Source organism: Pseudomonas sp. F3-2, from assembly GCF_038804275.1.
In the GTDB taxonomy this organism is placed as follows: Bacteria; Pseudomonadota; Gammaproteobacteria; order Pseudomonadales; family Pseudomonadaceae; genus Aquipseudomonas.
Map to the genome: position 1 here is coordinate 1,814,841 of NZ_CP152388.1, position 21,443 is coordinate 1,836,283.

Below are 21,443 nucleotides of genomic sequence, written 5' to 3' on the forward strand. Positions count from 1 at the left end.
GATTTTATGTGCAAAAGGTGGGCAAGTAAATTTTCTGCATCAAATTTATTCGTAGGATTAATGAGATAAGTCATGGTTTTGGTGCGCGGGGCCCGATGGGACGGGCATTAGGGGCCGTTTTGTTAATTATGTTTCACACATACGGTAATGAAAGTTTTGCCTGTTAAATGATAATTAATATCATTTGAGGCGGATTATGCGTCGGTCACTGGGATGTGACGAAGTTGGCGTTAATGCAGCCCGTTGAATAGAGGAATATATGTGGGCGGGGTTAATTAACTTGCGCGCGTTGATTCGGTGTGTCTATCAGGTAATGGTTGACTGATTAAGTAGGCCATTGCGTTTCCCGTCCCAAACAGAAAGCCGCCCGAAGGCGGCTTTCTGGCGTTGCGTGCAGTGCTTAGTGGAACTGCTCTTCTTCCGTCGAACCGGTCAACGCGGTCACCGAGGACTGACCGCCCTGGATCACGGTGGTCATGTCGTCGAAGTAGCCGGTGCCCACTTCCTGCTGGTGCGCCACGAACGTATAGCCCTTGGCCGCATCGGCGAACTCCTGCTCCTGCAGTTTCACGTAGGCCGTCATGTCGTTGCGAGCGTAGTCGTGCGCCAGGTTGAACATGCTGTGCCACATGTTATGGATGCCTGCCAGCGTGATGAACTGATGCTTGTAGCCCATTGCCGACAGCTCGCGCTGGAATTTGGCGATGGTCGCGTCGTCCAGGTTCTTCTTCCAGTTGAAGGAGGGTGAGCAGTTGTAGGACAGCAGTTGGTCCGGGTATTCCTTTTTGATCGCTTCGGCGAAGCGGCGGGCTTCGTCCAGATCCGGTTTTGCGGTTTCACACCAGATCAGGTCTGCATAAGGCGCGTATGCCAGGCCACGGGCGATGGCCTGATCCAGACCCGCGCGCACTTTATAGAAGCCTTCGGGCGTTCGGGTGCCGGTCACAAACGGTTTGTCATACGGATCGCAGTCGGACGTCAGCAAGTCGGCGGCGTTGGCGTCGGTCCGCGCCAGGATGATCGTCGGAACCCCTGCAACGTCGGCGGCCAGTCGTGCGGCGACCAGCTTCTGCACGGCTTCCTGGGTCGGGACCAGCACCTTGCCGCCCATGTGGCCGCATTTCTTCACCGAGGCCAGTTGGTCTTCGAAATGCACGCCGGCAGCGCCTGCTTCGATCATGCTCTTCATCAGCTCGTAAGCGTTCAGCACGCCGCCAAAGCCGGCTTCGGCGTCAGCTACGATTGGGGCGAAGTAGTCGATATACCCTTCGTCACCTGGGTTCTTGCCGGCTTTCCACTGGATCTGGTCGGCGCGACGGAAGGAATTGTTGATGCGCTTGACCACGGTCGGAACCGAATCCACCGGGTACAGCGACTGATCGGGATACATCGACTCCGCAGAGTTGTTGTCGGCGGCCACCTGCCAGCCCGACAGATAGATCGCCTGAATCCCGGCTTTGACCTGTTGCACCGCTTGACCGCCGGTCAGGGCGCCCATGCAGTTGACGAAGTCTTTGTCGGGACGGAAGGACGGCTTGGCGCCTTGAGTCACCAGATTCCAGAGCTTTTCAGCGCCCATTTTCGCCAGTGTATGTTCAGGCTGGATCGAGCCACGCAGGCGGACGACGTCAGCAGCGGAGTAGGTGCGGGTTACGCCTTTCCAGCGTGGATTCTCGGCCCAGTCTTTCTCGATGGCTGCAATTTGTTGTTCGCGTGTCAGTGCCATGGGGGTAAACCTCGTCGCTTGGTCTTGTGGGTCTTGAGGTGAAGCGCCTTGCTCCGCCGAAGGCCTTGCATTTATTCAAGGCGCACTTATGGCTGCTCACTGGGCAGGAAAGCATGTGGATTGCCTGAATTCTTTTCGCGGTCACGGTGGTGAAGCGATGACGCCGCCTTTTGGGCGAAAGTGATACAAACCGGCTCAATCTTGTTGAGTTTGAGCACGATCGTGAGGCTTTCTGCAAAGCCTCCTGTCAGTGGGAGCGATGTCATCATGCCTCGGCATTCCTGCCTCGTCAAACACTTTGTAGTGCTTTTTTAGTCGTACTACATTTTTTGACGAAAACGACTCGCCAGTCAGATTCGGGCTTCCAGGTCTGGATCGCGCAAGTCAGCTACAGGACTGGCCGGTCACGCGATTGAAGGGATTATGTAGTGCCTGAATGCGCACTACATAACAGGCTGGAATCCGGTCGGTTGCGTGGCGGGGAAATAGGACTTTTGCTATGGCGGAAAATGCAGCCGCATTGGTGTGGAAGTGAGTTTGCTCAGGAAGAGGCCGGTGCATCCGCTGGAGATGCGGTGACAGGTCGTCAGTCATCGCGAGCAAGCTCACTCCTACGAGATCTGTGTCTGACTGGAGGGTTGTAGGACCGGCTTCAGCCGGGAAGAGGCCGGTGCATCCGCCGGAGATGCGGTGACAGGTCGTCAGTCATCGCGAGCAAGCTCGCTCCCACGATATCTGTGTCTGACTGGGGGGTTGTAGGACCGGCTTTAGCCGGGAAGAGGTCGGTACATCCGCCGGAGAGGCTGTGACAGATAGTCAGTCATCGCGAGCAAGCTCGCTCCCACGGGATTCGTGTCTGACTGGAGGGTTGTAGGACCGGCTTCAGCCGGGAAGAGGCCGGTGCATCCGCTGGAGATGCGGTGACAGGTCGTCAGTCATCGCGAGCAAGCTCGCTCTTACGAGATCTGTGTCTGACTGGAGGGTTGTAGGACCGGCTTCAGCCGGGAAGAGGTCGGTGCATCCGCTGGAGATGCGGTGACAGGTCGCCAGTCATCGCGAGCAAGCTCGCTCCTACGAGATCTGTGTCTGACTGGAGGGTTGTAGGACCGGCTTCAGCCGGGAAGAGGTCGGTGCATCCGCTGGAGATGCAGTGACAGGTAGTCAGTCATCGCGAGCAAGCTCACTCCTACAGGTTTGAGTGTCAGCTCGGATGCCAGGTAATGCCGCAGCGCTCTGGTGAGAGCGTCAGCTCAGTTGCCGGGTGATGCTGCGACATCCTGGTGGGTGTGGGCTCAATCGAGGCTGTCGACTTTCACGCGCAGGGTCATGTCGTCACGGCCTTGAGTGGAATAGCGCTGGGTCACGCCCTGTTCGTTGGCGCGGGACTGATCGCTCACCCCGGCCAAGGTGATCCATTCGCCCAGTCGACCACTGACCTGAGTGTCGGTGCTCTGCACCTTGATGGCGTCGGCGCGCTGTTGGCTCATGCGGTCGTTGTTGGTGGTGATGCTCAGGTGAACGGTGTCGCCGGTGACGTTGGCGGTGACGTAGAAACCTTGCGTGACGTTGCGATATTGCGTGTTCGTCTGCGGGTAGCCATAGCCGTCCGATTGCACGGTGGTGATGGGAATGCTCTGGCCCACCTGAATCAGTGCAGGCGTGCCCTCGTTGGCCTGAACCTGTTGCTGGCCGCCATCACGGCTGGCCGTGCCGTAGTTGATGATGCGCGTCTGACCGTTGACGCCGGTGCGCCCGTTTTGCGACCGAATGGTGCCGTTGACCGAATAACCCTGATCGTTCTGCACAGTGCTGTCGCTGGTGTCCACCGTGATCAGCAGGCGCCGCGGCGCGGTGTCCAGTTGAGACAGCAGGTCGCGCAACTCACTGATCTTGCCCGGCTCGGCGTTGACGATCAGCTTGTTGCCGTAAGCATTGACGGTGCCTTCGTTGCCCAGAAAGGATTTCACCGTCGGCATCAGATCATCGCTGGTGCGATTGTTCAGGGGGATGACTTCAGTGGCGGCAACTGCCGCGAAGCTGCAAGCCAACAGCATTGAAGCGAGCAGGGTGCGTAACGACATCGGTGGATTCTCCGCGAGGGCACATCAAAGCAGTGAGTTTGCCAGTTTGTCGGCCTGGACATGACCAAATTGAATCGCAGACAGCAGAACGCCCCGGCGTTCTTGTATCAGCATAGCCAGCTGAGGCAAGAACGACGGGGCGTTCAAAGGCGGCAGCGCCCTTGCTTATGCCGAATGCCGGACCATGTCCACGTGCGGCAGGCCGGCTTCGAGGAACTCTTCGCTGATCAGGGTGAAGCCAAAGCGCTCATAGAACGCCGTTGCATGAACCTGAGCGCTGAGCTTCTGCTCTTTCAGATCACGATTCTCCGCTTCGCTGATCACCGCGGTCAGCAAGGCGTCGCCCACCTTCAGGCCGCGCCAGTCCTTGAGAACGGACAGCCTGCCGATCTCGCCATCGGGTAAAAGCCGCGCCGTCCCGACCGGGTAATCGCCTTCGTGAGCGAGAAAGTGCAGGGCACCTGCATCCTCGGCGTCCCACTCAAGCTCCGGCGGAACCGATTGCTCGGCAATGAACACGGCTTCGCGAATGCGCCGGATGTCGGCGTTATCTTTCTGCCAGTCGGCTACCCGTACGCGGATCTTATTCATCGGCAAACCCCAGACTTCCTTGTTTGACCAGCTCGCAGAGCAGGTTGCGACCGTCGTCATCTGCCAGCCACTGGCCCAGATTATCGAAATGCAGTGCATCGGCGGCGCAGATCATTTTCAGCAGCTCGCGCAAATGGCCTGGCAGCAGGCGGCTCTGGCCGCTGGCGAACAGTAACAGGTCGTCGTCGACTTCGGACCACGCCAGGCGCGCGCTTGGGTTGCGGATCAGTACGGCGCCCTGTTCCAGGCTGTCGAGCAGTTCGGTGTCGTCCAGTTCAGGGCCGACGACCAGTTCAGGGTAACGCGGCTCGGTCATGAACTGGCCAAACCAGGTCAGCAGCAGGCGTTCGTCGCCCATGTGTTCGGCCAGCAACGCTTTAAGCCGGTCCAGCGCGTCGTGCTGAATCTGATGCGGATCGCTGACCGGCTGGGCGTCGGCGTCGGTGTAGCGCTCTTCATCCGACATGAACTGGCTCAGGAAATCGGTGAAGTGCGTCAGGACTTCGGCCGCGCTCGGGGCGCGGAAACCAACCGAGTACGTCAGGCAGTCGTCCACTGCAACACCCCAGTGAGCCAGGCGCGGCGGCAGGTACAGCATGTCGCCCGGCTCCAGCGTCCACTCTTCGCCGCCTTGGAAGTCAGCGAGAATGCGCAGGTCGGCGTGCTCCAGCAGAGGGCTTTCGGTGTCGCACATCTGGCCGATTTTCCAGTGGCGCTTGCCGTGGCCCTGCAGCAGGAACACATCATAGTTATCGAAGTGCGGGCCGACGCTGCCGCCCGGCGCCGCATAGCTGATCATCACATCGTCGATGCGCCAGCTGGGCAGAAAGCGGAAGTGCTCCAGCAGCTCGCCGACTTCAGGGACGAACTGGTCGACGGCCTGAACCAGCAGCGTCCACTCGGTTTCCGGCAGCTTGCTGAATTCGTCTTCCGCAAACGGACCACGACGCAGCTCCCAGGGGCGCTCGCCGTTCTCGATGATCAGGCGCGACTCGACTTCTTCTTCCAGCGCCAGACCCGCCAGTTCGTCAGGGTCGATCGGGCTTTGAAAGTCCGGAATCGCCTGGCGGATCAGCAGCGGTTTCTTCTGCCAGTAGTCGCGCAGGAATTCGCGAGCCGAGATGCCACCGAGCAACTGAAGAGGAGTATCAGGATTCATGTGTAACCTATTGAAAAAAGGTATTTTTCAGACCGGAATAAAAACGCCCGGCTCAGCCGGGCGTTCAGAGCGTGTAGGGTGCGATCAGATGCGCTTGGCTTGAGCCACGGCGTTGCCGATGTAATTCGCAGGCGTCAGCTTTTTCAGCTCGGCCTTCGCTTCGGCAGGCATGTCGAGGCCGTCGATGAACGTCTGCAGCGCTTCCGGGCTGATGCCCTTGCCGCGGGTCAGCTCTTTGAGCTTCTCGTACGGGTTCTCGATGTCGTAGCGGCGCATGACGGTCTGGATCGGCTCGGCCAGTACTTCCCAGCAGGCGTCCAGGTCGGCGGCGATCTTCTGCTCGTTCAGCTCCAGCTTGCCAATACCTTTGAGGCTCGCCTCGTAGGCAATCACGCTGTGAGCGAAGCCCACGCCGAGGTTGCGCAATACGGTGGAGTCGGTCAGGTCGCGCTGCCAGCGGGAGATCGGCAGCTTGCTCGCCAGATGCTGGAACAGCGCGTTGGCGATACCCAGGTTGCCTTCGGAGTTTTCGAAGTCGATCGGGTTGACCTTGTGCGGCATGGTCGAGGAGCCGATTTCGCCAGCGACGGTCTTCTGCTTGAAGTAACCCAGGGAAATGTAGCCCCAGATGTCGCGGTCGAAGTCGATCAGGATCGTGTTGTAACGCGCGATCGCGTCGAACAGTTCGGCGATGTAGTCGTGCGGTTCGATCTGGGTGGTGTAAGGGTTGAAACCCAGGCCCAGCTCGTCTTCGATGAAGGCGCGTGCGTTGGCTTCCCAGTCGATGTCCGGGTAGGCCGACAAGTGTGCGTTGTAGTTGCCGACAGCGCCGTTGATCTTGCCGAGCAGCGGAACCGCGGCGACCTGCGCGATCTGGCGCTCCAGGCGGTAGACGACGTTTGCCAGTTCCTTGCCCAGTGTGGTCGGCGAAGCTGGCTGACCATGGGTGCGCGACAGCATCGGTACGGCAGCGAAACGGATCGCCAGCTCGCGGATCGACTCAGCGATCTGACGCATCAGTGGCAGCAGCACGGTGTCGCGGCCTTCGCGCAGCATCAGGGCGTGGGACAGGTTGTTGATGTCCTCGCTGGTGCAGGCGAAGTGGATGAATTCGCTCACCTTGGCCAGTTCAGGCAGCTTGGCGGCCTGTTCCTTGAGCAGGTACTCGATGGCCTTGACGTCGTGGTTGGTGGTGCGCTCGATCTCTTTCACACGCTCGGCGTGCTCCAGCGCGAAGTCATCGGCCAGCGCGTCGAGAATGGCGTTGGCTTCGGCGGAGAAGGCCGGGACTTCAGAGATTTGCGGGTGAGCCGCCAGGCGTTGAAGCCAGCGAACCTCGACGAGGGCGCGAAAACGGATCAGGCCGTATTCGCTGAAAATAGGGCGCAGGGCCTGGGTTTTGCCGGCGTAGCGGCCGTCTACAGGGGAAACCGCAGTGAGCGAAGAAAGCTGCATGGGGTGTTCTCGGACAGTCGGGCAACTAAAAGGGGCGCGTATCATACATGAAAATTCGGTCCAGCCGAGGCCGGGTTACCGCCATGGAGGGCGCCGTGAAGGGTAAATCCTGTATAGCGCAGTGCTCGCCGGATCAGCCGTGGAGCAAGGGATACAGTTCTTTCAATAACTTGCGACGGCTGATGACCAGTTGCCAGCGATGCCCGCCCACTTGTCGCCAAAGTCGCGCACAGCGTATTCCGGCCAGCAGCAGCGCACGGATTTTCGAGGCGTTGTTCGGCTGTTGCAGGTTGCGCATGTCGCCATGCACCTGAATGCGCTGGCGCAGTGTGCTCAACGTGTCCTGATACAGCGCGCCACTGGCAGCGATGACGTTCTCGTGAACGATCCCGAAGTGTTCGACCTGGGACTTGATCTGCGGCAGACGCTTGCCGATGGTGTCGAGCATGTCGTCGCGCTTGGACAGTTGACGCTCCAGCCCCAGCATCGCCAGGGCATAACGCAGTGGCTCGCGCTGCAGGGTGCCGGGGTCACGCTCCAGAGCGCTGGCAAGGGCGCGATAGCCTTCGCGCAGGTTCAGGTCGTCGCCGCCGAACACATCGAGTGTGTCCTTGGGGTCCATCACCAGCAGTCCGCCCAGCAGGCAGCCGACCGCCGCCTCGCTGGCCTGACCGGTCTTGGCGATGCGGTCCACCAGCACCGCGGCCTGAAACACGCCGCCCAGGGCGGTCAGTTGCTCTTGGATCGGACTCATCAACGAGCGTCCTTGCTGTGCCAGGGTTCGGCGGTTTCGATGACGCCGCCGCCCAGGCAGACTTCGCCGTCGTAAAACACCACGGACTGACCGGGCGTGACCGCGCGCTGTGGCTCGTCGAAGGTGGCGCGGTAGCCGGTGGCGGTGCGTTCCAGCGTGCAGCTCTGGTCGCTCTGCCGGTAACGCACTTTGGCAGTCAGCTGGCGCGGCGTGCTGAGGTCGACCGGGTTGACCCAGTAGATCTCCGAGGCGAGCAGGGCGCGGGAAAACAACCATGGGTGCTCGTTGCCCTGGCCGACGATGAGCTCGTTGTGTTCCAGATCCTTGACCAGCACATACCAGGGTTCATCCCCGGCATCCTTCAGTCCGCCAATGCCCAGTCCCTGACGCTGACCGATGGTGTGGTACATCAGGCCCGCGTGGCGCCCGATGACTTCGCCTTCGGTGGTTTTGATTTCGCCCGGCTGCGCAGGAAGGTACTGCTTGAGGAAGTCGGTGAAACGACGTTCGCCGATGAAGCAGATGCCGGTAGAGTCCTTTTTCTTCGCGGTCGCCAACTGGTATTTCTCGGCGATGGCGCGCACTTCGGGCTTCTCCAGTTCGCCGACCGGAAACAGGGTCTTGGCGATCTGTTCGCCGCCGACGGCGTGCAGGAAGTAGCTCTGATCCTTGTTTGGGTCCAGGCCCTTGAGCAGTTCGGTACGGCCATCGATGTCGCGACGGCGCACGTAATGACCGGTGGCGATCAGGTCGGCGCCGAGCATGAAGGCGTAGTCGAGAAAGGCTTTGAACTTGATTTCGCGGTTGCACAGGATGTCCGGGTTCGGCGTGCGGCCGGCCTTATACTCCTCGAGGAAGTGCTCGAAGACGTTATCCCAGTATTCGGCAGCGAAATTCACGGTGTGCAGCTTGATGCCGATCTTGTCGCACACCGCCTGAGCGTCCGCGAGGTCGTCCATGGCGGTGCAGTATTCCGTTCCGTCGTCTTCTTCCCAGTTCTTCATGAACAGGCCTTCCACCTGATACCCCTGCTCCATGAGCAGAAGGGCGGAGACCGAAGAATCCACGCCGCCGGACATGCCGACGATGACGCGCTTCTTTTCTGTGTTGGAAAAGGCTGAATCAGACATAGGAATTCGATGGGTAGTCTGGAAAAGGACGCGATTCTATCAGGGAGTCGGCGTCAAGGCTAAAAGCTATTCAGTTGCGCTGACGCAATGCATGGGAATAGAGGAACGGCTTCAGCCGAGAACAGGGCTGAGTGAGCAGTCTGAATGTTGTGGTGTGAAACCGGACGCCTTCCCGGCTAAAGCCGGTCCTACGATGACGTGCGCATGTCGGTTCCCGGCTAAAGCCGGTCCGGCGGGAGTATGCGTTTCAGTAGGACCGGCTTTAGCAGGGAAGGCGCCGTTCAATCGCGCACGACATCCATGCTGTGAACCGGGCCGGCCAGGTAATCGTCGATGCATTGCAGCACCAGTTCGCTGCGCCAGCGTTCGGGCTGGCTGACCAGTTCGTCGCGGGTGAGCCACGGGGCGCCGACGATGCCGGTGTCCAGCGGCTGATCGAGATGATGATTGATCGCCTTGGCCGAAAAACACACGCGCTGATAGGTCACGCCATTGCTGGGCGCGGTGTACAGATAGATGCCGACGACACCGGTCAGCTCGACGTCCCAACCCGTTTCTTCGAACGTTTCACGGATGGCGGCTTCGCGCAGGGTTTCGTTGGCTTCCAGGTGACCGGCGGGTTGGTTGAGCACCAGCTTGCCGTTTTTCAATTCTTCGACGAACAGGAAGCGGCCGTTGTCTTCGATGACGGTTGCGACCGTGATGTGGGGTTGCCAGGTCATTCGAGATCTCCTCGGTTGATGTAGGAGCAATCCGAGTTTACGAGGGTCGCGATCGCGGTTTTCCTGACACGCCGCATCGCGACCGTCGTAACCTCCGATTGCTCCTACAGGGAATCGTGTGCATCACGAAAAAAGAAAACCCCGACACATGGCCGGGGCTTTCATGATGCGTTCGGCGGGGTGAACCGCCGACCTGGCAACCTTACTTCAACGCGTTGATCGCGTCGTTCAGGGTTTTGCTAGGACGCATGGCTTTGCTGGCCAGTTCTGGCGTGGCGAAGTAGTAACCGCCGATGTCCAGTGGCTTGCCCTGAACGCCGTTCAGTTCGGCAACGATGGTTGCTTCATTGTCGGCCAGGGTTTTCGCCAGTTGGGTGAACTTGGCTTGCAGCTCTTTATCTTCGGTCTGAGCGGCCAGGGCCTGAGCCCAGTAGGTCGCCAGGTAGAAGTGGCTGCCACGGTTGTCGATACCGCCAACCTTGCGCGATGGCGACTTGTTGTTGTCCAGGAACTGGCCGGTGGCTTTGTCCAGGGCAGTGGCGAGTACCAGCGCTTTCGGGTTGTCGTAGACGTTGCCCAGGTGCTCAAGGGAAGCCGCCAGTGCCAGGAATTCGCCCAGCGAGTCCCAGCGCAGGAAGTTCTCTTCGTTCAGCTGCTGAACGTGCTTCGGAGCCGAACCGCCGGCGCCGGTTTCGAACAGGCCGCCGCCGTTCATCAGCGGAACGATCGACAGCATTTTAGCGCTCGTGCCCAGTTCCATGATCGGGAACAGGTCGGTCAGGTAGTCACGCAGGACGTTGCCGGTCACCGAGATGGTGTCCTTGCCGGCGCGGATACGCTCCAGCGAGGTTTTCATCGCGTCGACAGGCGACTTGATGGTGATGTCCAGGCCGCTGGTGTCGTGGTCTTTCAGGTACTTCTCGACCTTCTTGATCATCACGGCGTCGTGCGCGCGCTGTGGGTCCAGCCAGAAAATGGCCGGGGTGTTGCTCAGGCGCGAACGGTTGACGGCCAGTTTGACCCAGTCCTGGATCGGCGCGTCCTTGGTCTGGCACATGCGCCAGATATCGCCCGCTTCGACGTTCTGTTCCATCAGGACCTGGCCCTTGTCGTCGGTCACGCGGACCACGCCGTCGGTTTCGATCTGGAACGTCTTGTTGTGCGAGCCGTACTCTTCGGCTTTCTGCGCCATCAGGCCAACGTTCGGCACGCTGCCCATGGTGGTCGGATCGAAGGCGCCGTTTTTCTTGCAGTCTTCGATCACTGCCTGATAGATGGTGGCGTAGCAGCGATCCGGGATCACGGCCTTGGTGTCCTGCAGGACGCCGTCGTTGTTCCACATCTTGCCGGAATCACGAATCATCGCAGGCATCGAGGCGTCAACGATGACGTCGCTCGGCACGTGCAGGTTGGTGATGCCCTTGTCGGAGTTGACCATCGCCAGAGGAGGGCGGGTGGCGTAAACGGCATTGACGTCCGCTTCGATCTGCGCCTGCTGATCGGCTGGCAGATTCTTGATGCGGGCGTACAGGTCGCCGATGCCGTTGTTCAGGTTGAAGCCGATTTCCTTCAAGACTTCAGCGTGCTTGTTCAGCGCGTCCTGATAGTACTCGGCGACGATCTCGCCGAACATGATCGGGTCAGAGACCTTCATCATGGTGGCTTTGAGGTGAACGGAGAACAGCACGCCCAGCTTCTTGGCGTCTTCGATTTCCTTGGCGACGAATGCGCGCAGCGCTTTCTTGCTCATGACTGCGCAATCGATGACTTCGCCAGCCAGCACCGAGGTCTTGTCCTTCAGCACGGTGGTGCTGCCGTCTTTGCCGATCAGTTCGATCTTCACCGCACCTGCGGTTTCGATCAGGGAAGACTGCTCGCTGCCGTAGAAATCGCCATTGTCCATGTGGGCAACGTGGGATTTGGAGTCGGCAGCCCAGGCGCCCATTTTGTGCGGGTGCTTGCGGGCGTAGTTCTTCACCGAAAGCGGCGCGCGACGATCAGAGTTACCTTCACGCAGAACCGGGTTCACGGCGCTGCCTTTTACTTTGTCATAGCCAGCCCGGGCTGCCTTGTCGGCTTCGGTCACGACTTCATCCGGATAGTCCGGCACGTCGTAGCCCTTGGCTTGCAGTTCCTTGATCGCGGCCTTCAGTTGCGGAACCGATGCGCTGATGTTCGGCAACTTGATGATGTTGGCTTCCGGCGTCGTCGCCAGCTCGCCCAGCTCTGCCAGATCGTCGGAAACCTTCTTGTCGCCCAGCTGCTCGGGGAAGCTGGCCAGAATACGGGCTGCAAGAGAGATGTCGCGGGTTTCGACGGTGATGTCGGCGGAGGAGGTGAAGGCTTCGATGATGGGAAGCAGTGAGTAGGTGGCGAGGGCAGGCGCTTCGTCGGTGAAGGTATAGATGATCTTCGAGCGGTTGGACATTTTTGGGATAACTCTCTTCTTTGCTGAGCGTACACAAAATTTCGATATGCGCAGGGTAGGCACTTTCGCCCAAAGTATCGATGAGCCGAAAGTCGAGAATTTCGTCGCGTGATATGGGGTAGATCAGTCGAGCATCAAGCAGCCGGGCTGCGGTAACAGCGCGGCTTGTCGAGGGCTGAAAGTCTCGTTCCAGATGGCTCGGCCCCCAATGACCCTATGGTCACCGGCGCGAGTATATCACCGGTCCCGACCATTGATACGATACCCGCGTGAACGCGTAGCGCTCGCAGCGATTGGTTCAGTGCCGTCGGTCGGGCCTTGAAAATCCTCGCTGATCGCCACAGGCCACGGCCTGCTTGCCCTGCGTCAACCTGACGCAGTCCGGATGGTGCAGTGTCGGACACTCGGATTGCAAGTCGGATTTCGACTAAAGGAGCATTCGATCCGCGCGGGTTTCAAGCTGTCGGCGGATGGAAGGGACATGCACAAAGCTTAGGCAGCAGGCTTGGGCCGTTAGCCAGGCCAGAGTGGTGTCTTTGTCGGCCGCGCCTTCCGTGTCACCTTATTTATAGGCAGGGCAAATCGTGCAGACGAAAAAAAGCCGGTCGGCTTTCGTGGGCCGACCGGCTTTAAGGTCTCGCGCGTGAACGGTCCGGCTCAGGCGTGATCTTTGCTGTGTTCGTGATGCGTTTCGTGCTGATCGATCGTCTCTTTGGTGGCGGATGGGTGCGCAGTGATGTCCACTGCATGCAGCCCTTTGGGACCCTGGGTGATATTGAACTGAACCGGTTGCCCGGCCTTTAGGGTCTTGTAGCCGTCCATTTTGATCGCCGAGTAATGGGCGAACAGGTCTTCGGACTTGCCGTCCTCAACGATGAAGCCATACCCCTTGGCGTTGTTGAACCACTTGACCTTACCGCTTGACATAGTCACATCCCTCTGCAAAGGACTCCGATGGGAGTATCATCACCTCTCATCCGCCGGACCTAAAAAATTTTGGTTGACTGCGCGGACCCTTTTTACCCAATGTGGGTTCTATTGTTTGTAACACCGATTAGCCGATAGTCAAGGTCACGCAGCGGTCCAGTTGAAAACCGGTATGACTGCGACTACTTATTTCAATTACGTCCCCTGTGAACCTTCTTTACCATGCATGCAATCAGCAAGATTCGACTAACATTCAATCAGGATGATCCGCAATCCCATGAGGACGACGCGGCGGGCATCGCTGTACAGGAAGCCAAGCCGACATTGCAGGTGCCACCGATGTACAAGGTGGTTTTGTTCAACGATGACTACACCCCGATGGATTTCGTTGTCGAAGTGCTCGAGGTGTTTTTCAACCTGAATCGTGAGCTGGCCACCAAGGTCATGCTGGCCGTCCATACAGAGGGACGGGCAGTCTGTGGATTGTTTACCCGCGACATCGCCGAGACCAAGGCAATGCAGGTCAACCAATACGCCAGGGAAAGCCAGCATCCGCTACTCTGTGAGATCGAGAAGGACGGTTAACGCCGGACACTTGGGTATGAGGTGAAGCTATGTTAAACCGTGAGCTCGAAGTCACCCTCAATTTGGCTTTCAAAGAGGCCCGCTCCAAACGTCATGAATTCATGACGGTCGAGCACCTCCTGCTGGCCCTATTGGACAATGAGGCTGCCGCCACTGTTCTGCGTGCCTGCGGCGCAAACCTCGACAAACTCAAACACGACCTCCAGGAGTTCATCGACTCCACCACGCCGCTGATCCCCGTACACGATGAGGATCGCGAGACCCAACCCACTCTGGGCTTCCAGCGTGTGCTGCAACGTGCCGTGTTTCATGTGCAGAGTTCCGGCAAGCGTGAAGTCACCGGCGCCAACGTGCTGGTGGCAATTTTCAGCGAACAGGAAAGTCAGGCGGTGTTTCTGCTCAAGCAGCAGAGCGTTGCCCGTATCGATGTCGTCAACTACATCGCTCATGGCATTTCCAAGGTGCCTGGGCATGGCGATCACTCTGAAGGTGAGCAAGATATGCAGGACGATGAGGGCGGTGAGTCTTCTTCCTCAGGCAATCCTCTGGATGCCTATGCCAGCAACCTGAATGAACTGGCTCGTCAGGGCCGCATCGATCCGTTGGTAGGCCGTGAGCTTGAAGTCGAGCGCGTCGCTCAGATTCTCGCGCGTCGTCGCAAGAACAATCCTTTGCTGGTCGGTGAGGCAGGCGTGGGCAAGACTGCCATCGCCGAAGGCCTGGCCAAACGCATCGTCGACAACCAGGTGCCGGATTTGCTGGCCAACAGTGTCGTCTATTCGCTTGATCTGGGTGCCCTGCTGGCGGGGACCAAATACCGTGGTGATTTCGAGAAGCGCTTCAAGGCCCTGCTGGGCGAATTGAAGAAGCGTCCGCAGGCGATCCTGTTCATCGACGAAATCCACACCATCATCGGCGCCGGCGCTGCATCGGGCGGTGTGATGGACGCGTCCAACCTGCTCAAACCGCTGCTGTCTTCGGGTGATATCCGCTGCATCGGTTCGACCACGTTCCAGGAATTCCGCGGCATCTTCGAAAAAGACCGCGCGCTGGCCCGTCGCTTCCAGAAAGTCGACGTGTCCGAGCCTTCGGTCGAGGACACCATCGGCATTCTGCGTGGCCTCAAAGGTCGCTTCGAGCAGCACCACAACATCGAGTACAGCGATGAAGCCCTGCGTGCAGCGGCCGAACTCGCATCGCGCTACATCAATGATCGTCACATGCCCGACAAGGCCATTGACGTGATCGACGAGGCGGGGGCTTTCCAGCGTCTGCAGCCTGTGGAAATGCGCGTCAAGCGCATCGAAGTGGCTCAGGTCGAGGACATCGTCGCCAAGATCGCGCGGATTCCGCCGAAACACGTCAACAGCTCCGACAAAGAGCTGCTGCGCAACCTTGAGCGCGACTTGAAGCTCACGGTCTTCGGTCAGGACGCGGCGATCGATTCGCTGTCGACGGCGATCAAGCTGTCGCGAGCTGGCCTGAAGTCACCGGACAAGCCTGTCGGTTCGTTCCTGTTCGCAGGTCCGACCGGTGTCGGTAAGACCGAAGCGGCGCGTCAGCTGGCAAAAGCGCTGGGCATCGAACTGGTTCGTTTCGACATGTCCGAGTACATGGAGCGCCACACCGTGTCGCGTCTGATCGGTGCGCCGCCGGGCTATGTCGGTTTCGATCAGGGCGGTCTGTTGACCGAGGCGATCACCAAGCAACCGCATTGCGTGCTGCTGCTCGATGAAATCGAAAAGGCGCATCCGGAAGTCTTCAACCTGCTGTTGCAGGTGATGGACCACGGTACGCTCACCGATAACAACGGCCGCAAGGCGGACTTCCGCAATGTGATCGTGATCATGACCACCAACGCCGGTGCCGAAACCGCTGCGCGGGCTTCGATTGGTTTCACCCATCAGGACCACTCGTCCGATGCGATGGAAGTCATCAAGAAGAGCTTCACGCCGGAATTCCGCAACCGCCTGGACACCATCATTCAATTCGGTCGCCTCAGTCACGAGGTCATCAAAAGCGTGGTGGACAAGTTCCTTACCGAACTTCAGGCGCAACTGGAAGACAAGCGTGTGCTGCTCGAGGTGACCGATGCGGCCAGAAGTTATCTGGCGGAAGGCGGTTACGACGCGGCCATGGGCGCGCGTCCGATGGCACGTCTGATTCAGGACAAGATCAAGCGTCCACTGGCCGAGGAAATTCTCTTCGGCGAGTTGTCCGAGCATGGCGGTGTGGTACACATCGACTTCAAGGACGGCGAGATCACGTTCGATTACGAAACCACGGCGGAAATGGCCTGACGTTTCATCGCGATACAGCAGAAAGGCGCCGATTGGCGCCTTTCTGCTTTGGGGTGAACGGCGTTGGTTGGGCAGTGGTTGACTTGAGAACGTTACTTTGAAGCCCTTCGGGCGTATTCGCGAGCAAGCTCGCTCCCACATCGTTTGCAACGTGCCGTAGTCAGAAGGACCGAGTGATCCCCTGTCGGCGCACTGAACGGATGGATCGGGCGAATCCCGCGCCAACAAAAACGCCCGGCATGTGCCGGGCGTTTTTGTTAAGACCTGTTAGCGGGCGCGGTAAGTGATGCGCCCTTTGCTCAAGTCGTAGGGCGTCAGCTCAACGCGGACCTTATCGCCGGTAAGAATACGAATGTAGTTCTTGCGCATCTTGCCGGAGATGTGCGCGGTTACGACGTGCCCATTTTCCAACTCCACACGGAACATGGTGTTGGGCAGGGTGTCGACGACAGTGCCTTCCATTTCGAAGCTGTCTTCTTTCGACATGCAGTAAAGCCCTCGGTATCCAATGAATGGCCCGGTGCAAACGGCAGCCAGGCAAAAGCGGGCTGCATTGTGCCCGAAAAGTGGGGGTCAAGCCAAGGGCTTCAGTAAAGAGTGACCCATCTTTGATTGGTCAGCAGCTCGATCGGTCGATATTGAGTCTTGTAATTCATCTTTTTGCAGTTCTTGATCCAGTAACCCAGATACACGGCGTGCAACTGCAGGCGCGCGGCTTCGGCGATCTGCCAGAGAATCGCGTAACGGCCAAGACTGCGCCGCTCTTCGGACGGCTCGTAAAAGGTGTAAACGGCCGACAGCCCGTTGGGCAGCAGGTCCGTGACCGCGACGGCGAGGAGCCGACCTTCCACGCGGAATTCGTAAAACCGTGAGAACGGCAGGTCGCGCACCAGAAACGTCGAGAACTGGTCACGACTGGGCGGGTACATGTCGCCATCGGCATGGCGTTGCTCGATGTAACGCTGATAGAGGTCGAAGTATTCCTCACTGAAATGAGGCTTGGTGCTGGTGACTTCGATGTCGACGTTGCGCTTGAAAATGCGCTTCTGCTGGCGATCGGGAACGAACAGTCCTACGGGAATGCGCGCAGGCACGCAGGCGCTGCAATTCTGGCAGTGCGGGCGGTAGAGATGATCGCCACTGCGGCGAAACCCCATGTCGGAGAGGTCGGCGTAGACCTGAACATCCATCGGCTGGCTGGGATCGAGAAACAGCGTGGTGGCTTGTTCCTCGGGCAGGTAGCTGCAGGAGTGGGGTTGAGTGGCATAGAACTTAAGCCGCGCCAGCTCGGTCATGATCAACCCTCGAGAAAAACTTTAGATAAGAGTGTATGCCAGGCGAATCAAAATCGCCTAGGTAGCCAGTCGGCGGAATTCTCCGCGTCCAGGTGTCCGTGCAGATATTCGGCGAAGCTCTGGCGCGGGATCGAGCGAGCGCCCAGGCTTTGCAGGTGCTGCGTCGGCATCTGACAATCGATCAGCACGAAGCCCCACTGCCGCAAGTGGTCGACCAGCGTGACGAAACCCACCTTCGAGGCGTTGTCGGCCCGGCTGAACATCGACTCACCGAAAAACAGCTGCCCCATGGCCAGCCCGTATAGCCCGCCGACCAGCCGCTGCTCATCCCAGACTTCAACGCTGTGAGCGAATCCCCGCGCATGCAGTTCGATATAGGCAGCCTGCATGGAGCCTGTGATCCACGTGCCGTCAGCGTAGTCGCGAGGTTCGGCGCAGGCCTGAATCACCCCAGCGAAATCCTGATCGAACGTCACGTGATAGCGCTGCTGGCGCAGAACCTTGTTCAAGCTGCGCGAGACGTGCAATTCCTCGGGAAACAAAACGGTGCGCGGGTCCGGCGACCACCAGAGGATTGGCTGGCCTTGCTGATACCAGGGAAAGCAGCCGTGCCGATAGGCCTGAACGAGCCGGTCGGCTGACAGGTCTCCACCCGCGGCGAGCAAGCCGTTGGGTTCGCGGGTGGCTTTCTCCAGCGCAGGGAAATCAAGATTGTCGCGTTGTAACCAGGTCAGCATGGCGTCGAGACTTTACGAGAGGGGAGGGGAGAGCGCGCGGGTGTGCAACTCCAGGCCATCAGCGCGGTCACAGGCGGTTGACCGTCGCAGCATTGGATGGATGTCGGGGAGATTTGAATGCTTCGCATCAGGCATGGCCGTTGGACAGTAGTGTGGTGTGGGAACAACACGCCATAACCCTTTGTCGGCAAAGAAAATGCGTGCTCAAATCATCTGTTGTCATCCAGGCTTGAAGATCTGCAAGGTCCACGCCAGACTAACGTGGCGTAGGGCGTGCAAATCCGTACAATGCCCGTTGTTGTTTAACCTCTTTTCAAGTCACCTGTCGAGCGCCCGTTCAACCTCACCGTTGTTCCCGACGCCGTTCAGGGATCGGTCAGCACTATTCGTATAGTCAACCATTAGATGTTCGCGCTTGCGCGCAGGAATTGAAGCGTTTTGAAGAAATCCACCGCAGCACCCAGCCCCGTTCCGCTCTGGCGGCAGCATTTGCACTACCGACTCAAGGAAGGTGCGCTGATCGCGTTCGGCGCCTTGTGCCTGTATCTGATGATGGCCTTGTTGACCTACGATCAGGCCGATCCGGGCTGGAGCCATACCAGCAGCTCCGTTCAGGTGCAGAACGCTGCCGGTCGCGCCGGCGCGTTCTCCGCCGACATACTCTTCATGGTGCTGGGCTACTTCGCCTACATCTTTCCGTTGTTGCTGGGTGTGAAAGCGTATCAGGTGTTCCGCCAGCGCCATGACCCGTGGCAGTGGAGCGGCTGGCTGTTTTCCTGGCGCCTCATCGGCCTGGTGTTCCTCGTCCTGGCCGGCGCGGCGCTGGCGCACATCCATTTCCATTCCGCCTCGGGTCTGCCGGGTTCTGCGGGTGGCGTGCTGGGCGAAGTGCTGGGCGATCTGGCCAAGCGCGCGCTGAATGTTCAGGGCAGCACGCTGCTGTTCATCGCACTTTTTCTGTTCGGCCTGACCGTGTTCACTGATCTGTCCTGGTTCAAGGTGATGGACACCACCGGCAAGATCACGCTGGACCTCGTCGAGTTGTTCCAGGGTGCGATCAATCGCTGGTGGACGGCGCGCAATGAACGCAAGCAGATGGTCGCCCAATTGCGCGAAGTCGACATGCGTGTCGACGAGGTGGTGGCGCCCGTCGCACCGGACCGACGCGAGCAGGCGAAGGCCAAAGAGCGTCTGATCGAACGCGAACAGGCACTGAGTGAACACATGACCGCCCGTGAAAAGCACGTGCCTGCGGTCATTGCTCCCGCGCCGGTCCGCCCGCCCGAGCCGAGCAAGCGCGTGCAGAAAGAGAAGCAGGTGCCGTTGTTCGTCGACAGCGCCGTAGAAGGCACCTTGCCCCCGATCTCGATCCTCGATCCGGCGGAAAAGAAACAGCTCAACTATTCGCCCGAGTCGCTGGCAGCCGTCGGCCATTTGCTGGAAATCAAGCTCAAGGAATTCGGCGTCGAGGTCTCGGTGGACTCGATTCACCCCGGCCCTGTGATCACCCGCTACGAGATTCAGCCCGCGGCCGGCGTCAAGGTCAGCCGCATTGCCAACCTGGCGAAGGATCTGGCGCGTTCGCTGGCAGTGACCAGCGTGCGGGTGGTCGAGGTGATTCCGGGCAAGACCACGGTCGGCATCGAAATACCTAACGAAGACCGCCAGATCGTGCGGTTTTCCGAGGTGCTGTCGACGCCGGAGTACGACAATTTCAAATCGCCGGTCACGTTGGCGCTGGGCCACGACATCGGCGGCAAGCCGATCATCACCGACCTGGCCAAGATGCCGCACTTGCTGGTGGCCGGTACGACCGGTTCCGGTAAGTCGGTGGGCGTGAACGCGATGATTCTGTCGATTCTGTTCAAGTCAGGCCCCGAAGACGCCAAGCTGATCATGATCGACCCGAAAATGCTCGAGCTGTCGATCTATGAAGGCATTCCGCATCTGCTGTGTCCGGTGGTCACCGACATGAAAGACGCCGCCAACGCCCTGCGCTGGTCGGTGGCGGAAATGGAACGTCGCTACAAACTGATGGCCAAGATGGGCGTGCGTAACCTGTCGGGCTTCAACCACAAGATCAAGGAAGCGGAAGAGGCGGGCACTCCGATTGCCGATCCGCTGTACCACCGCGAAAGCATTCACGACGAAGCGCCGCTGCTGACCAAGCTGCCGACCATCGTCGTGGTGGTCGACGAATTCGCCGACATGATGATGATCGTCGGCAAGAAGGTCGAAGAGCTGATCGCCCGGATCGCCCAGAAGGCCCGTGCCGCCGGTATTCACCTGATTCTGGCGACCCAGCGTCCTTCCGTTGACGTGATCACGGGTCTGATCAAGGCCAACATTCCAACGCGCATGGCGTTCCAGGTGTCGAGCAAGATCGACTCGCGCACGATCATTGACCAGGGCGGCGCCGAGCAGTTGCTGGGTCACGGTGACATGCTCTACATGCCTCCGGGCACCAGCCTGCCGATCCGGGTTCATGGCGCCTTCGTTTCCGACGATGAAGTGCATCGTGTGGTCGAGGCGTGGAAACTGCGCGGCACCCCGCAATACAACGACGACATCCTCAACGGTGTCGAAGAGGCGGGCAGTGGGTTTGAAGGTGGCGGCGGCGGTGGCGACGGTGATGACAGCGAAAGCGATGCGCTGTACGACGAGGCGGTCAAGTTCGTGCTGGAAAGTCGCCGCGCATCGATCTCCGCAGTTCAGCGCAAATTGAAAATCGGCTACAACCGCGCCGCGCGCATGATCGAAACCATGGAGATGGCCGGCGTCGTGACAGCGATGAACACCAACGGCTCGCGGGAAGTGATTGCACCAGCCCCCATGCGTGACTGACACTTTACGTCACGAGTGACTGGACGGCGCCACCATGGCGCCGTCCGGCTTTAACTGAACTCAAAGAGGAATCCCATGCGTCTTATCCGCATGCTGTTGGCATCTGCACTGGCTTTTTCCGCTATTCCGGCCCACGCCGACGCCAAGGACGTGGCGCGCCTGACCCAGTTGCTGGAAAACTCTAAAACCCTCTCCGGCAACTTTTCTCAGTTGACCCTCGACGGCGGCGGTACACAGTTGCAGGAAACCACCGGCGATATGGTCTTGCAGCGTCCGGGCCTGTTCTATTGGCACACCAATGCGCCGCAGGAACAGACCATGGTGTCCGACGGCAAGAAGGTCACGCTGTGGGACCCGGATCTTGAGCAGGCCACCATCAAGACCCTCGATCAGCGTCTGACCCAGACCCCGGCCCTGCTGCTGTCCGGCGACGTCTCGAAAATCAGCGATAGCTTCGATATCACGGCCAAGGAAGCGGGCGGCGTGATCGACTTCGTGCTCAAGCCCAAATCCAAAGACACGCTGTTCGACAACCTGCGCCTGTCATTTCGCAACGGCATGATCAATGACATGCAGCTGATCGACAGCGTGGGCCAGCGCACCAATATCCTGTTCACTGGCGTCAAGGCGAACGAGTCTGTCGCGGCGAGCAAATTCCAGTTCCAGATCCCGAAAGGCGCTGACGTCATTCAGGAATAAGAGGTTTCAA

General features: G+C 59.2%; 17 protein-coding genes and 1 pseudogene. 4 read left to right on the top strand and 14 right to left on the bottom strand.

Going from position 1 to position 21,443, the window contains the following annotated elements; all coding sequences use genetic code 11:
- Window positions 1-400: 400 nt before the first annotated feature.
- The 11 genes from aceA to cspD form a co-directional block, all read right to left on the bottom strand.
- Window positions 401-1,726 carry an isocitrate lyase gene (gene aceA, locus AAGQ88_RS08285; RefSeq protein ID WP_093466808.1) on the bottom strand — a complete coding sequence of 442 codons (1,326 nt, stop codon included), beginning with the start codon at window positions 1,724-1,726 and terminating at the stop codon, window positions 401-403.
- Between the two features lie 86 nt (window positions 1,727-1,812).
- On the bottom strand, window positions 1,813-1,995 hold the full coding sequence (locus AAGQ88_RS08290; protein ID WP_285426052.1) for a hypothetical protein: 183 nt from the start codon (window positions 1,993-1,995) through the stop codon (window positions 1,813-1,815).
- 1,023 nt (window positions 1,996-3,018) lie between these two features.
- Complete coding sequence (locus AAGQ88_RS08295) at window positions 3,019-3,807, bottom strand: secretin N-terminal domain-containing protein (protein ID WP_342654954.1); 789 nt, start codon at window positions 3,805-3,807, stop codon at window positions 3,019-3,021.
- A 165-nt stretch (window positions 3,808-3,972) separates the two neighbouring features.
- Window positions 3,973-4,398, bottom strand: coding sequence for a GNAT family N-acetyltransferase (locus tag AAGQ88_RS08300; RefSeq protein ID WP_342654955.1), 426 nt, complete (start codon window positions 4,396-4,398; stop codon window positions 3,973-3,975).
- Window positions 4,391-5,557, bottom strand: a complete 1,167-nt coding sequence (locus AAGQ88_RS08305; RefSeq protein WP_093466814.1) for a cupin domain-containing protein — start codon at window positions 5,555-5,557, stop codon at window positions 4,391-4,393. The genes AAGQ88_RS08300 and AAGQ88_RS08305 overlap by 8 nt, the downstream gene beginning before the upstream one ends.
- Before the next feature lie 84 nt (window positions 5,558-5,641).
- Entirely contained in the window at window positions 5,642-7,012 is a 1,371-nt protein-coding gene (gene purB / locus AAGQ88_RS08310) for an adenylosuccinate lyase (protein ID WP_285425804.1), read from the bottom strand.
- Between the two features lie 133 nt (window positions 7,013-7,145).
- Complete coding sequence (gene hflD / locus AAGQ88_RS08315; protein ID WP_074755312.1) at window positions 7,146-7,766, bottom strand: high frequency lysogenization protein HflD; 621 nt, start codon at window positions 7,764-7,766, stop codon at window positions 7,146-7,148.
- Entirely contained in the window at window positions 7,766-8,896 is a 1,131-nt protein-coding gene (mnmA, locus tag AAGQ88_RS08320; protein WP_342654956.1) for a tRNA 2-thiouridine(34) synthase MnmA, read from the bottom strand. The genes hflD and mnmA overlap by 1 nt, the downstream gene beginning before the upstream one ends.
- A gap of 281 nt (window positions 8,897-9,177) precedes the next feature.
- Window positions 9,178-9,618, bottom strand: a complete 441-nt coding sequence (locus tag AAGQ88_RS08325; RefSeq protein WP_285425801.1) for an NUDIX hydrolase — start codon at window positions 9,616-9,618, stop codon at window positions 9,178-9,180.
- A 202-nt stretch (window positions 9,619-9,820) separates the two neighbouring features.
- Window positions 9,821-12,046: an NADP-dependent isocitrate dehydrogenase gene (locus AAGQ88_RS08330; RefSeq protein ID WP_342654957.1), complete on the bottom strand. Its 2,226-nt coding sequence runs from the start codon at window positions 12,044-12,046 to the stop codon at window positions 9,821-9,823.
- Window positions 12,047-12,703: 657 nt separating this feature from the next.
- A complete protein-coding gene (gene cspD, locus AAGQ88_RS08335; RefSeq protein WP_285425798.1) occupies window positions 12,704-12,979 on the bottom strand; it encodes a cold shock domain-containing protein CspD in 276 nt (91 codons plus the stop codon).
- Window positions 12,980-13,195: 216 nt separating this feature from the next.
- Between cspD and clpS the strand changes: the two genes are divergently transcribed.
- Both clpS and clpA read left to right on the top strand, forming a co-directional pair.
- Window positions 13,196-13,558 (top strand): ATP-dependent Clp protease adapter ClpS, encoded by a 363-nt coding sequence (clpS, locus tag AAGQ88_RS08340; RefSeq protein WP_074755300.1) that lies wholly within the window; start codon window positions 13,196-13,198, stop codon window positions 13,556-13,558.
- Window positions 13,559-13,587: 29 nt separating this feature from the next.
- The gene (gene clpA, locus AAGQ88_RS08345) at window positions 13,588-15,858 is read left to right on the top strand and encodes an ATP-dependent Clp protease ATP-binding subunit ClpA (RefSeq protein ID WP_285425797.1); all 2,271 of its coding nucleotides are present in this window, start codon (window positions 13,588-13,590) and stop codon (window positions 15,856-15,858) included.
- Window positions 15,859-16,125: 267 nt separating this feature from the next.
- Here clpA and infA read toward each other — a convergent pair whose 3' ends face one another.
- From infA to aat, 3 genes and pseudogenes are all read right to left on the bottom strand, one after another.
- On the bottom strand, window positions 16,126-16,344 hold the full coding sequence (gene infA / locus AAGQ88_RS08350; RefSeq protein ID WP_002553999.1) for a translation initiation factor IF-1: 219 nt from the start codon (window positions 16,342-16,344) through the stop codon (window positions 16,126-16,128).
- 101 nt (window positions 16,345-16,445) lie between these two features.
- On the bottom strand, window positions 16,446-17,153 hold the full coding sequence (locus AAGQ88_RS08355) for an arginyltransferase (protein ID WP_342654958.1): 708 nt from the start codon (window positions 17,151-17,153) through the stop codon (window positions 16,446-16,448).
- Between the two features lie 49 nt (window positions 17,154-17,202).
- Window positions 17,203-17,890, bottom strand: a pseudogene (aat, locus tag AAGQ88_RS08360) (leucyl/phenylalanyl-tRNA--protein transferase); the annotation flags it as partial.
- Between the two features lie 438 nt (window positions 17,891-18,328).
- Here aat and ftsK point away from each other — a divergent pair.
- Both ftsK and lolA read left to right on the top strand, forming a co-directional pair.
- On the top strand, window positions 18,329-20,734 hold the full coding sequence (gene ftsK / locus AAGQ88_RS08365; RefSeq protein ID WP_342654959.1) for a DNA translocase FtsK: 2,406 nt from the start codon (window positions 18,329-18,331) through the stop codon (window positions 20,732-20,734).
- Between the two features lie 75 nt (window positions 20,735-20,809).
- A complete protein-coding gene (gene lolA, locus AAGQ88_RS08370; RefSeq protein ID WP_342654960.1) occupies window positions 20,810-21,433 on the top strand; it encodes an outer membrane lipoprotein chaperone LolA in 624 nt (207 codons plus the stop codon).
- Window positions 21,434-21,443: the final 10 nt, after the last annotated feature.